Source organism: Janthinobacterium sp. GMG1, from assembly GCF_034427795.1.
Classification (GTDB): Bacteria; Pseudomonadota; Gammaproteobacteria; order Burkholderiales; family Burkholderiaceae_D; genus Janthinobacterium.
Genome location: NZ_JAXQNT010000006.1, coordinates 354262 through 367587, shown reverse-complemented (window position 1 = coordinate 367587; position 13326 = coordinate 354262). Strand labels below are relative to the sequence as shown.

Below are 13326 nucleotides of genomic sequence, written 5' to 3'. Positions count from 1 at the left end.
AAATGCATAAAGCCAATCTTTTCCCTATATTTTCCCCCTATGACGGCGCGCCAGTCAGCATCACAAAAACACCCCCGGCAGATACTGCCTGGCGGGGTGTGCGCTCGCTACCCGTTCAAGCCTGCGCGCGCAGCGGCTGCAGCGGCACGGGCGGCGCGGACGCGGCGCCATCCGCTGCCGTTTCAGCGCTGCCGTCGGCTGCCTGCAAGGGCGTTGACAAAGGCGCTGGCAAGGGTGCTGGCAAAACAAAGGGTAGCACTTGCGCCCTGCCACGACGCGCTTCCCGCGCGCGCGCATCGTGGGCGAGGAACTGGTAGGCGATGGCAAACCACGCTTCGCCCACGATGACCTTGCGCGCCAGCGCGAACAGCTCGCGCTCTTCTTTTTCCAGGCGCTGCAGCAAGACCGCGCAAAAGGCGTCGATGGCGGCGCACAGCTGTTCGGCCTGCAATTCGGAATGGTCGATGGCGGCACCGGCGCGCTGCTGCACGACATTGATGCTTTCCAGTGCTGCATGGTTCAAGCCATTGATTTCATTCAACAGACCATCGGCATGGGGCGCGGCCTGGCGGATGGCAGGAATCAGGTACATCTCCAGCTTGCGCCAGTAGCCCCCCTGGTACAGCCGGTTCAGCCAGTCGCCTGCGTACTGCAGTTGCGCCAGGCTGAGCTGGCTCTGGTGGCGCAGTTGCACATGCATGTAATTCTGAAAAGCCAGCAGGCTCATGCGAATGCTGGCCTGTTCCACCGACAGGGAAACCAATATATATGTCGCCGTAAGCATGCACTCACTCCCGAAAACGCGCTGGATATGTCATCCTGGAAGTGAAAGTGTAAAGACTACCGACAGGGGGCGGTTTGATCCTGCACAAACCCGCGGCGGGACCCCTGCGCTTTTTTCAGGACTCGCGCAGGCCGATATGCAGGTTGACGACGCCAGGCTCTTCCGACGGCGTGACTTCGCCGCCAAAGCTTTTCACCAGCCGCTGCATGCCCTTGTTGCGCGCCATCGCCTCGCCCACCAGCGCTTCCGTGCCGCGGCTGCGGAAGTAATCGACCAGCTTCTCGAACAGGATGTGGCCCAGTCCCTTGCCCTTCAGGGCCGAGCGCACGGCGATGGCGAAATCGGCGTGGATATTGTCCGGATCGGCCACGGCGCGCACCACGCCCAGGGTTTCCGGCTTGCCGTCCGGCCCCGTGTGCGTGGCGATGAAGGCCATGGCGCGGTCGTAATCGATCTGCGTCAGGCGCGCCAGCTGCGACACGGGCAACTCGCGCATGGACGTGAAGAAGCGCAGGCGCACGTCGTCCGGGTCCAGCGCGTGAAACAGGTCCATGTGCTGCGGCGCGTCCTCGGGGCGGATGGGGCGCAGCAGGATCGACTGGTCCATCCACGTCACCTGCTCTTCCAGCTCCTGCGGGTACGGGCGGATGGCCAGGCGGTCGCGCTGCTGGCCCGGCTGCAGGCGGATGCGCGCGTCGAGGGCGATCACGCCGTCTGCGTCGGCCACCAGCGGGTTGATGTCGAGTTCGGCCAGCTCGCCGATATCAGCCACCAGTTCGGCCACCTGGATCAGGGTGTAGCAGATGGCGTCGATGTCGGCCGGCGGCTGGTTGCGGTAGCCGGCCAGCAGTTTCGACACGCGCGTGCGCGCCAGCATGTCGCGCGCCAGCACCATGTTCAGCGGCGGCAGGCCGATGGCGTGATCGGCCGTCACTTCCACGGCGATGCCGCCCTGCCCCACCAGGATGACGGGGCCGAAGGCGGCGTCCGTGGTGACGCCGACGATCAATTCATGCGATTGCGGCCGGCGCGCCATCTGCTGCACGGTAAAACCGTCGATCAGCGCGTCGGGACGCATGCGGCGCACGCGCTTGAGCATGGCGGCGGCGGCCGTGCGCAGGATGTCGGGCGTGTCGAGGTCGAGCGCGACGCCGCCCACGTCGGATTTGTGGGCGATGTCGGGCGAATGGATTTTCAGCGCCACCGGGTAGCCGATGTCCGCCGCCACGGCCAGCGCCTCTTCCACGTCGGCCGCCATGCGCGTGGTGGCGACGGGAATGCCGTAGGCGGCCAAAATCTCTTTCGAGCGACATTCGCCGAGCACCGTCTGGCCAGCGGCCAGTGCGGCGGCAACGATTTCGCGCACCCTGGCGCGGCGCGGCGTGGCCGACATGGGCAGCTGCGCCGGCACCTGCATCAGGGTTTCCTGGTTGCGCCGGTATTGCACGATCTGCATGAAGCCATGCACGGCCTTTTCCGGCGTGTCGTAGGTGGGAATCCCGGCCCGGTTGAAGACCTGGCGCGCGGGCGCCACGGTGGTCCCGCCCAAGAGGCACGACAGCACCGTGCGCGAGGTGGCCTTGATCAGCGGCGTGACGGCTTCGGCGATGTCGATCGACGAGACCATGGCCGTGGGCGCGTGCAGCAGCAGCAAGGCGTCCGCCTGCGGCTCGTCGAGCAGCGGCTTGATGGCATCGGCATAGCGCTGCACGGCCGCGTCGCCGGGCAAGCCCACGGGGTTGTCGTGCGACCAGCCCCGTGGCAGCGCCTTTTCCAGCGCAATGACGGTATCGGGCGAGAGTTCGGCCAGTTTGCCGCCGCTGCTCACCAGCGCATCGGTGGCCATCACGCCCAGGCCGCCGCCGTTGCACAGGATCGCCAGGCGCTCGCCGCGCTGCGAACGGATATGCGTGAGGGTTTCCACGGCATCGAACAGCTCCTCGGCCGAATACACGCGCAGCATGCCGGCGCGGCGGATGGCCGCGTCGTACACGGCGTCGGAACCTGCCAGCGCGCCCGTATGCCAGGCCGCCATGGCCGCGCCTTCCGCCTCGCGCCCCGCTTTCAGCACGATGACGGGTTTGCTGCGCGCGGCCGCCCGCGCCGCCGACATGAATTTGCGCGCCGCCTGGATGTCCTCCATGTACAGCAGGATGGCGGCCGTGTCGATGTCGCCGGCCAGGTAATCGAGCAAGTCGCCGAAATCGATATCGTAGCTGGCACCGAGCGAAATGAACTTGGAAAAGCCCACGCCATGCGCGTTGGCCCAATCGAGCACGCCCGACACCAGCGCCCCCGATTGCGAGACGAAGGCGATCTTTCCGCTGGTCGCGCCGACATGGGCAAAGCTGGCGTTCAAGCCCAGTTTAGGCACCAGCAACCCCATGCTGTTGGGGCCGAGGATACGCAGCAAATGCGGTTTTGCCGCCTTCAGCATGGCCAGGCGCAGCGACTGCTCGCGCACGGGGTCGAGGCCCGACGTCATGACGATGGCCGCGCGCGTGCCCAGCGCGCCCAGTTCGCGGATCATGGCCGTGATGGTGGCGGGCGGCGTGCAGATGATGGCCAGGTCCGGCGCCTTCGGCAAGTGCGCCAGCTTGCGGTAGCATTTCAGGCCCATCAGCTCGTCGTACTTGGGATTGACGGGCCAAATCTCTCCTTGGTAACCGCCGCCCAGCAGGTTGTACAGGGCGATGGCGCCCAGCTTGCGTTCGCGCGCCGTGGCGCCGATCAGGGCCACCGAGGCCGGCTTGAACAGCTTGTCGAGATTACGGATACTCATGTTCTGGCCTCATGGATTGCCGGAGCGGCTACGCGCCAGTGTAAAGGATGCATTGCCAAAAAAACTTGACCTTGTCACGCGTTTCGCAAAAAACAATGCGCCTACCAGCGCGAGCGGTGGCTTTCCGTCACCCCGGCCAGCTGCGCCACGATGCGCTTGGGCGACTCCGCGCTGGTGCGCACCCAGCCGCTGAAAGTGCCGATGGGCTGGATGTAGCGGCTGGCGGCGATCCACAGGTTCTTATCCTCGCGGCGCGCGCCTTCCGGCTTGAAGTGCAGGTCCAGCAGATCGTCGTCCGTCCACACATGCCACGGCGCCAGCGGGTTGTCGGGATTGAAGTCGAAATGCGCGCGGCCCAGCGGATACAGCTGGCCATCGAGCCACAGCGCGTTTTCATGCGCGCCGAAATAGCCGGCCTGCAGGTTGAAACCCAGGTCCAGGCTGTGCGCCGAGGCCCAGCGCCATTCCGTTTCGCGCGCCAGCAAGCCGTTCGAATAATCGAAGCTGGCCACGCCGTCGTCCAGGCTGTAGCCCATGGCGCCGCAGCGCACAGTGCCCCACAAGGGCAAGCCGCCCGACTTTTGCGTCGCATGCACGCTGCCGCCCTCGCCCACAGGACCCACGGCCAGCAAGGTGGGTGCCACGGGCGGGCCGAATTCCGCATCGATGCCGAAATGGCCGCAATCGAGCAGCAAACGGTAGCGCTGCTGGGGCTGGGCTTCGATGCTGATTTTTTGCGAGAAAAACCGGAAATGGCTGCAGCCAGCAGCATGCGGCGCCACGGTAGCGCTCAAGCCCGGCACGCCATCCTGCGAAAAACTGGCCACGATCTTGCCCTTGTGGCGGTCGAAGGCATACGCGAACGCCGTGCTGGTCCAGCCCAGGTCGACGATGGCCACGCCGCAAAACAGGGTGGGCGTGGACAGGGCCACGTACTGCCAGCGCTTGTGGTGAAACAGCCGCCAGAGGGCGCCGCGCGCGTAGGGCGGCGCCAGCGCGGCATAGTCGAAGGCGTCCAGTTGGCCCGTGTAGCGGCCAAAACGGGGCTGACCATCGGCGTCGAGCAGCGCGGGCGGAGCCGGTGGCAGCATCATGCGGCCCGCCTTGCGGCAGCATCGCCGTCGTGCAGGGCCTCGGCCAGCTGCTGGCCAAATAGCGCCGGCTGCGCCTGCGCAATATCAATATCGGGACAGGCATGCCAGAGCGCCAGCCGCTGCACGGCGCCTGCCACGTCCTGCACCAGGCGGGCACTGACGCGCACGCCCACTTCCAGCACCAGCGACTTGATCTCGAAACGCCCCTGCGCGCGGTGCGCCTTGGCGTCCAGCCGCCCCACGAGCGCGCCGCGCCGCAGGATCGGCAAGGTGAAATAGCCATACCGGCGTTTTTCAGCGGGCGTGTAGCATTCGAGCCGGTAGTCAAAGCCGAACAATTCCAGCGCGCGGCGCCGGTCCCACACGACGGGATCGAACGGCGACAAAATCGTCGTCAGGGTGGGCGCCAGCTTGCCTGCGGCCGCGTCGCGCGCCAATTGCGCATGGTCCGCATGCACGTACACGGCGTCAATCCAGCCATCGACCGTGCAGCGCAGCAGCGCGCCCTCGTCCACCAGCGCCTGCAAGTCGTGCGCCAGGCTGGCGCGCGACTGTTTCGTGCGAAAGTAGTCGCTGATCCAGCTGGCGCGCGCCAGTCCCAGCGCCTTCACGCTGGCCAGCAGCAGGCGGCGGCGCACCTGTTCTTCCGGCGGCAGCAAGCCGTCGTGCCAGCCTGGCAGCACCCTTTCGGCCAGGTCGTAATAGCGCTGGAACTGATGGCGCTTGGCGATCATCAGCACGCCCGAGGTAAACAGCACTTCGAGCGAGCGCTTTTCCGGCTTCCAGCTCCACCAGCCGCCCGCCTGGCCATCCGTGCGTTCGAAGTCGGCCGAGCGCGCGGCGCCATTGACGCGGATATGTTCCAGCACCGACGCGACGGCGTCGCCCTGCTCGGCCATCCATTTGACCGAGTATTTCCAGCCCATGGCGGCCGGGTCCAGCATGCGGTGGCGGTACAAGCCATAGTCTTCGATCGGCACGAAGCACGCTTCATGCGCCCAGTACTCGAACAGCGCGCCCTCGGCCAGCAGTTGCTCCAGCCACGGCTGCGGATAGTCGCCCAGGCGGCTCCACAGCACCAGGTACGGGCTGCGCGCCACCACGTGGATGGTGTCGATCTGCAGCACGCCCATCTGCCGCACGGCGGCCAGCACGTCAGCCTTGACGGCCTTCTTGCGGCGCGCCTGCAGCAAGCCCTGCGCGGCCAGGTGCAAGGCGCGCGCGGCGGGCAGCGAGAGCGGCGGGAGTGTCGGTGTGGCGGGCGAAATCGGCAAGGTCAGTTCTTCCTCAAAAAAGGGGACGCGCAGTCGGCAGGCATTTCAGGAAGATACCGCATTCCCGTCGCGCGCCACGCATTTCTTCCTGAATTTTATTCATGCTATCACCCATTCTTATTCATCTTGCGCACCAGCATAGTGCAAAAAACCCGGACTACATGAACAGTTGACGACAAGTCCACGAGACCTCTTGACATGCCTCATGCGCTTCTATAACTTAAGAAAATTATTGCCATACGGCAATTAAAACTGCTCCCCCATCTTTGCCCGCCATGCCCCTCCTTGCCGCCCCTGGCCGCAAGGCGCTGCCGTGACGCTGCGGTGACGCTGCAGCATGCGCAACACCATTGACGGGGATGCGGAGACGGCCACTCTGACCAATCTTGCATAATCAATAAAAACAAGGAAGATAGCATGCACACATCCCTGCTTCGGCCCCGGCGGCACCAAGCCGGCTTTATCCACTTTTCCATGCGACGCTTGCCGCTGGCCCTGGCCCTGCTGCTGGCCGCATGCGGCGGTGGCGGTGGCGGCGGTGGCAGCGACAACCCGGCCACGCCCGCCATGGCGCAGCGCCTGCTGGCGCAAACGTCGGCGGAAACGGCGCTGACGCCCGTCGCCGCCACGGCCAGTTCGGCGGAACGGGGCGATCTGTCAGCCAGCGCCGCGATCGACCGCAAGGACAGCACGCGCTGGGGCAGCGGCTTTAGCGACAACGAATATCTGACCCTCGATTTCGGCACTTCGCAGCGCATCACCCGCGTGCATATCGCCTGGGAAAACGCGCACGCCAGCGCCTACCTGCTGCAGGTATCGGACGACAATACGCACTGGAGCACCATCCAGAACGTCAGCGACAGCAAGGGCGGCATCGAGGACATCACGGGGTTCGACGCGCAAGGCCGCTACCTGCGCATGCAGGGCGTCAAGCGCGCGGGCCAGTACGGTTACTCCATCTTTGAAATCCAGGCATTTTCGGGTACGCCCGTCCTGCCGCCTGTGACGCCGCCCGTCACCGAACCGCCTCCGGTCACCATCGATCCGGGCCAGCCCGGCGTGGATATCCGCCCCGTGGCCGCCACTTCCTCGCCCGTGGAAAACAACGGCATGTCGGCCGCCATGGCGATCGACGGCAAGACGGGCACGCGCTGGGCCAGCAAGTTCGAGGACGGCGCCTGGATCCAGTTCGACTTCGGCGCGAAGACGCCCGTCGGCTACATGAAACTGCTGTGGGAAAACGCATACGGCAAGCAGTACGCGCTGCAGGTGTCAGACGACGGCCAGACATGGTCGCAAGTGCGCTATGTCAGCAATGGCCACGGCGGCACCGAGGAATTCTTCAACCTGGGCGTGAACGCCCGCTACATCCGCCTGCAGGGCGTGGCGCGCGCCACGCAGTATGGCTACTCGCTGCTGGAAGTGAGCTTCAAGACGCCGGGCAGCGACAACAGCCTGCCGTCGACTGCGACGTCGGCCTTGAAATTCCCCGCCAACGGCACCGGCTGGACACCGCTGCCGGCCGCCGCCCAGCCGCTGGAAAGCCTGCAATTCATCCTGGCCGACGGCACCCTGGTGACGCGCTTCGGCGCGCGCGGCCTGGCGCGCCACGGCCGCGAACGGGGCGAGGAGTGGAATGAAATCGGCTACGGCCCGAATGAAACGGTCGATCCCGTCACGGGCCTGCCGCAAGACAAGGGGCCGGGCAACTACCTGACTTTCGTGCCGCAGTACTTCAAGAACCGCACCTGGGGTGTGGAAATCATCGACAACAGCCGTGTACGCGGCGTCACCAAGCCCACCTTGATCGTCAACCAGTACACCACCGTCGACTTCCTTTCCGGCGGCGTGGCCTTCTTCCGCGGCTTCGACCGCCCTGGCGTAACGGGCTACGGCTGGATGTCGCCCGGCGAACTGGTGGACCGCAATGTCCCCGTCTGCAAGCCGATGGCCTACCCGGCCAATGATCGCCTGACGAACGCCAACGGCATCAACGGCGCCTGCACCCTGCTGATCAAGGAATACCCGGGCCATGGCGGCCTCGATGTGGGCGGCATGCCGAATGGCACGGACGTCAAGGCGCGCGCGCTGACGGCGGGCGACATCATCGAAGTGTCGCCATCGATGTTTTCCACCACCGCCTCGATGGCATCGAAAGGCGATGATGGCGGCATCCGCTACTACTCGTACGAATGGACGTATGTGGTGGGCGCAGGATTGCGGCCGTGGTATGGCGTGCAGCCGCGCCTCAATTCCGTGCCGCTGCCGGAAGAAACGCTGTCGGGCGGCCTCGGTTCCGTGTCATATAACTACTCGGACAACGCCCTGTTCATGTTCCAGCAGCCGCACAACAATATCGGCATGCAGAACATGCAGCGCTTCGTCGAAGGCCGCCGCCTGGTGCACACGAACTTCACCACCGGCGAGCATAATGAAGGCGGCAACGACCGCTACGCGCCCGCCGTCGGCCTGCAGGGACAGCGCTACGGGCAGTCGGCGTGCATCGCCTGCCACGTCAACAATGGCCGCAGCCCCGCGCCGATGGCCCTGAACCAGCGCCTCGACACGATGGCCGTGCGCGTCGCCAGCATCAATGCGGCGGGCCAGCAGGTGCCGCACCCGCAATACGGCACGGCGATCCAGATGAATGCCGTCGCGCCATCCGGCGTGCCGCAAAACTGGGGCAACAGCGTCAGCGTGGGCGGCTTTACGGTACGCAAGACGGCCCTGGCCGATGGCACGCAGGTCGAACTGCGCAAACCAACCTTGGCCTTCGAAGGCCCCGTGCCGCAAGTCGTCTCGCTGCGCGCGGCGCCGCCGATGATCGGCACGGGCTTGCTGGAAGCCGTGCCGGAAGCCGATATCCTGGCGCGCGCCCGCAGCACGCCGGATGCAGACGGCGTCAAGGGCGTGCCCAACTATGTGTATGAACCAGAGACGGGCGCCGTGCGCCTGGGCCGCTTCGGCTGGAAGGCATCGAAAGCCACCTTACGCCACCAGGCCGCCGACGCGCTGCTGCTGGACATGGCCGTCACTTCTCCCGTGTACCGCAACCGCGCCTGCATGGCCGGACCGGTGGCTTGCGCGGCGGGCGGCGCCCAGCCCGGCATCTCGGAAGCGGACCTGCAGTCGATCACGCAATACCTGGCCCTGGTGGCCGTACCGGCCCAGCGCAGCATCGCCAGCGGTTTCCCGAAAGGCGTGGCACCGATCGAGGAACTCAAGGTCGACCCGCAGCAGGTTGCCGCCGGTTCGAAACTGTTCCAGGGCATGCGCTGCGCTGCCTGCCACACGGTGGAAATGAAGACGGGCGCGGGCCACCTGTTTGCAGAGTTACGCAACCAGACCATCCGTCCCTACACCGACCTGCTGCTGCACGACATGGGCCCCGAACTGGCCGACACCTTCACGGAAGGCCAGGCGCAAGGCAGCATGTGGCGCACGGCGCCACTGTGGGGTATCGGCTACACGGAAAAAGTCATGGGCAATGGCGGCAAGGCTGGCTACCTGCACGACGGCCGCGCGCGCAGCCTGACGGAAGCGATCCTGTGGCACGGCGGCGAAGGAACAAAAGCGCGCCAGCGTTTCGAGAACCTGTCGAAGACGGACCGCGACGCGCTGCTGGCTTTCCTGCAGTCGCTGTAAAGCCGGTCTACACGCCTTGCGCTGGCGGGGCCGTCATGGAAACACGACCGTCACCGCCAGCCCCCGGTTTTGCACGCCGGCGCCGAGGATGATGTCGGCGCCATGCCGCTCGGCGATGCGGCGCACGATGGACAGGCCCAGGCCGCTGCCAGGCAGCTGCCCGCCGCCCAGGCGCACAAAACGCTCGAACGCGCGCGCGTGCAGTTCCTCGGCGATGCCCGGACCGGAATCGGCCACGCGCAGGTAGCTGCGCCCCGCTTCCACGCCGCAGCTGATCACGACACAGCCTGGCGCCGGCGTATAGCGCAGCGCATTGTCGACCAGGTTACGCAGCAGCATCTGCAGGCTGTCTGCATGCAGCGCGCACGGCGCCGGCGCCATGATCACGCTCAGCGACAGCTGATACTGCCGGCTCGATTGCTGCCACTGCGCAGCCTGCCCGGCCAGCAGGTCGGCCAGGTCCCCCGCGCACAAGTCGGCCGCCGCGCCCGACTGCGGATCGAGCTGCGCCAGCGCCAGCAACTGGTTGACGAGGCGCGTGGCGCGCTCCACGCTGGCGCCCAGGGCGGCAATGAATTCCTCGCGTTCAGCCTCGCTGCGGGCCCGCTGCAGCACTTGCAGATTGGTCTTGATGGCGGCCAGCGGCGTGCGCAGCTCGTGCGCCGCATCGGCCGTGAAGCGCTGCTCATTGTCGCGGCTTTGCCGCACCCTGCCGAACAGGCGGTTTATTTCCAGCAGCAGCGGATGCAGCTCGGTGGGCGCGCCAGCCAGCCTGACGTCGGCCAGTTCATCGGGCGTGCGCGCCGACACTTCCCCGGCGGACGCCTGCAGCACGCGAAACACGCGGTGGATGCTCCACCAGATGGCGATGGTGGCCAGCGCCACCAGCAGCAGGCCGAACAGCGCGATGCGGTAAAAGAAGCCGCGGCTGATGTCGTCGCGGTGGCTGGTCGGCTCGGCCACCAGCAGTTGCAGGGTACGCTGCGGGTCCCACAGCGAAAACAATCGCCAGCGCTGGCCGCCGATGCTGGTCCACGACAGGCCGTCCGGCGCGCTGCGCGACAGGGCGATGTCGGTCGCCGCGTCATTGCGGTACAGCACGCGCTGCTGCGCGTCGCGCACCTTGAACAGCAAATACTGGTGGGGATTCGGGTGGCCGCGCAGCGGCAGGTCGATGGGCCCCGTCAAGCCGTGTTGGCGCGCATCCTTTTCCACCAGCGACAGCAGCAAATGGCCCGTCTCGATCAGCGACTGGTCGAACAATTCCTGGCTTTCACGGCGCGCTTCCACGTACACGATGGCGGCGCTGCCCACCCACAGGGCCAGGGTCAGTCCCAGCAGCACGGCCAGCAGGGTGCGCCGCAGCGACCAGGTTTTCACGCCGCCGCCAGCCGTTAAGAATCTCTTAAGAACTTCTGCGCAAGATCCGGAGCGAAATATTTTTTGGGTAGCCATGGCCGCAATTGTAAATGATTCTTATTGCGTCAATGATTCCCATTAGCTTGCGCCAGCAACATCAACCAATAACTCATCCACCATCAGGAGTTTGCATGTCCAACAGCACCCGCCGCGCGCGCCTGCCGCGTCCCACCACCCTGGCCCTGGCCTTGGCCGCCCTGTCCTGCCTGCCAGCGCACGCCCAGACGGGCACGCCGGCCAGCATGCCCGAAGTGGTGGTGTCCGCCTCCGGTTTCGAGCAGGATATCAAGCAGGCGCCGGCTTCTATTACCGTGCTGACGCGTGAAGAGCTGTCGAAGGAGCGCTTCGGCAACCTGACGCAGGCCCTGGAAAGCGTGGAAGGCATCGACGTGGGTGCGGCGGGCGACAAGACGGGCGGCATGAACATCAGCATCCGCGGCATGCCCAGCGACTACACCCTGGTGCTGATCGACGGACGCCGTCAGAACGCGGCCGGCAATGTCACGCCGAACGGCTTCGGCGGCACGCAGACGAGCTTCATGCCGCCGCTGGCCGCCATCGAGCGCATCGAAATCATCCGCGGCCCCATGTCGACCCTGTACGGCTCGGACGCCATGGGCGGCGTGATCAACATCATCACGCGCAAGGTGGGCAAGCAGTGGATGGGCTCTATCTCGGCTGACTACACCGTGCAGGAAGAATCCGATTTCGGCGACGTGAAAAACGGCCGCTTCTACCTGAGCGGTCCCATCGCCACCGACCTGCTGGGCCTGTCCCTGCGCGGCAGCAAGCAGCGCCGCGATGCGGCCAACATCCGCTACAACGACGCGGCCGGTGGGGAAAATGTGCCGAACATGGGCGCCAACCCCGTGCGCGCGGACATTGAAAACTTTGGCGCGCGCCTGGCCTTCACGCCAAACCGCTACCACACCGTCATCCTCGACGCGGACGCAGGCCGCCAGACCTACGACAATTCGAAGAAACAGCTGGGCACCCTGGGCTTGCAGGGCGGCTACGGTCCCGAGCAGAAATACAACCGCGACCAGTGGACCCTGTCGCACACGGGCCGCTTCGGCTTCGGCACCCTGGACAGCAGCTACATGGTGAACAAGACGGAAACCCTGGGCCGCACGATTCCGCCAGGCACGCCGGGCGCCGTGGCCGGCAGTGCGCGCACCCTGGAAGTGGAAAGCCAGGTGTTCGACACCAAATTGGTCATGCCATTAGGTAAGCACATGGCGACCGTCGGCGCGCAATGGTGGAAAGCGGAAATGACGGATGGCGTGGCGCCGAAGAAATTCGAATTCACGCAAAAAGCCCTGTTCGTGGAAGACGAATGGCAGGTGCTGGAGAACGTCGCCCTGACCTTCGGCGCCCGTTATGACGATCACAGCATCTTCGGCGGCCAGACCAGCCCCCGCGCCTATGCCGTGTGGAACGCGACGCCACGCTGGACCGTCAAGGGCGGCGTCAGCAAGGGCTACAAGACGCCGCGCGTGGAACAACTGTCGCCAGGCATCAACGGTTTCGGCGGCCAGGGCACGATTCCCCTCGTCGGCAGCCCGAACCTGAAGCCGGAAACGAGCACGACCACGGAAATCGGCGCCTACTTCGACAACCTTGCCGGCTGGACGGCCAGCGGTTCCCTGTTCAACAATGAGTTCAAGGACAAGATCACGACGGGCACCGGCCTCGTCAATTGCGATTATCGCCCTTCGCCGAACCGTCCCGGCTGCGTCAGCTTCGGCAACTGGCCCAACGTCGATGCGTTTGGCCAATCCGTCAACGTGGATGAGGCCGTCACACGCGGCGTCGAGCTGAACACGCGCTTCCCACTGGGCAAGACCTTGTCGGCCAGCGCCAACTATACGTACACGGAAAGCGAACAGAAGAGCGGCAGCAACGCCGGCAAGCCGCTGAGCGACACGCCCAAGCACGCCGTCAACGCGCGCCTGAGCTGGGATATTTCGCGCGAATGGAACGGCTGGCTGCGCGCCGAGTACCGCAGCGAGCGCTTCCGCGATCCGGGCACCTCGGCTTCCACGCGCGCCGCCAAGGCCGCGCTGGGCGACTACAAGGGCTACACCATGCTGCACCTGGGCAGCAGCTACCAGTTGAACAAGCGCGTCACCCTGAACGCGGCCGTGTACAACCTGCTCAACAAGGACTTCATCGACTACCAGCCATACCGTGGTTCATCGGCGCCGACCTTGACCTACGCCAACCGCTATGTCAACAGCCTGGACGGCCGCCGCCTGTGGCTGTCGGCGACTGTCGATTTCTGATGATATGACGCATCATTAGCGTTAACATCGAACGGGCTGCCTC

The 13326-nt window shown here is 65.6% G+C and carries 7 protein-coding genes; 2 read left to right on the top strand and 5 right to left on the bottom strand.

Features of this window, described 5'->3' with window-relative positions:
- Positions 1-115: 115 nt before the first annotated feature.
- The 4 genes from SJI03_RS18310 to SJI03_RS18295 form a co-directional block, all read right to left on the bottom strand.
- The gene (locus SJI03_RS18310) at positions 116-784 is read right to left on the bottom strand and encodes a hypothetical protein (protein ID WP_322428132.1); all 669 of its coding nucleotides are present in this window, start codon (positions 782-784) and stop codon (positions 116-118) included.
- 115 nt (positions 785-899) lie between these two features.
- Positions 900-3566: a bifunctional acetate--CoA ligase family protein/GNAT family N-acetyltransferase gene (locus SJI03_RS18305; RefSeq protein WP_322428131.1), complete on the bottom strand. Its 2667-nt coding sequence runs from the start codon at positions 3564-3566 to the stop codon at positions 900-902.
- 101 nt (positions 3567-3667) lie between these two features.
- The gene (locus tag SJI03_RS18300; RefSeq protein ID WP_322428130.1) at positions 3668-4660 is read right to left on the bottom strand and encodes a DUF2804 domain-containing protein; all 993 of its coding nucleotides are present in this window, start codon (positions 4658-4660) and stop codon (positions 3668-3670) included.
- On the bottom strand, positions 4657-5934 hold the full coding sequence (locus SJI03_RS18295; RefSeq protein ID WP_322428129.1) for a winged helix-turn-helix domain-containing protein: 1278 nt from the start codon (positions 5932-5934) through the stop codon (positions 4657-4659). Before SJI03_RS18295 ends, SJI03_RS18300 begins: the two co-directional genes overlap by 4 nt.
- Positions 5935-6351: 417 nt before the next feature.
- Between SJI03_RS18295 and SJI03_RS18290 the strand changes: the two genes are divergently transcribed.
- Positions 6352-9579: a di-heme oxidoredictase family protein gene (locus SJI03_RS18290; RefSeq protein WP_322428128.1), complete on the top strand. Its 3228-nt coding sequence runs from the start codon at positions 6352-6354 to the stop codon at positions 9577-9579.
- 33 nt (positions 9580-9612) lie between these two features.
- On the opposite strand, the gene SJI03_RS18285 is transcribed toward SJI03_RS18290, so the two are convergent.
- Complete coding sequence (locus tag SJI03_RS18285) at positions 9613-10959, bottom strand: ATP-binding protein (protein WP_322428127.1); 1347 nt, start codon at positions 10957-10959, stop codon at positions 9613-9615.
- Between the two features lie 170 nt (positions 10960-11129).
- Here SJI03_RS18285 and SJI03_RS18280 point away from each other — a divergent pair, with 170 nt between their 5' ends.
- Positions 11130-13283 carry a TonB-dependent receptor domain-containing protein gene (locus tag SJI03_RS18280; protein WP_322428126.1) on the top strand — a complete coding sequence of 718 codons (2154 nt, stop codon included), beginning with the start codon at positions 11130-11132 and terminating at the stop codon, positions 13281-13283.
- The last annotated feature ends 43 nt before the right edge of the window (positions 13284-13326 follow it).

What these genes read in the sequence shown, in the direction of transcription:
- SJI03_RS18310 (WP_322428132.1), bottom strand. Translation starts at nt 784, where the DNA reads ATGCTTACGGCGACATATATATTGGTTTCCCTGTCGGTGGAACAGGCC.
- SJI03_RS18305 (WP_322428131.1), bottom strand. Translation starts at nt 3,566, where the DNA reads ATGAGTATCCGTAATCTCGACAAGCTGTTCAAGCCGGCCTCGGTGGCC.
- SJI03_RS18300 (WP_322428130.1), bottom strand. Translation starts at nt 4,660, where the DNA reads ATGATGCTGCCACCGGCTCCGCCCGCGCTGCTCGACGCCGATGGTCAG.
- SJI03_RS18290 (WP_322428128.1), top strand. Translation starts at nt 6,352, where the DNA reads ATGCACACATCCCTGCTTCGGCCCCGGCGGCACCAAGCCGGCTTTATC.
- SJI03_RS18280 (WP_322428126.1), top strand. Translation starts at nt 11,130, where the DNA reads ATGTCCAACAGCACCCGCCGCGCGCGCCTGCCGCGTCCCACCACCCTG.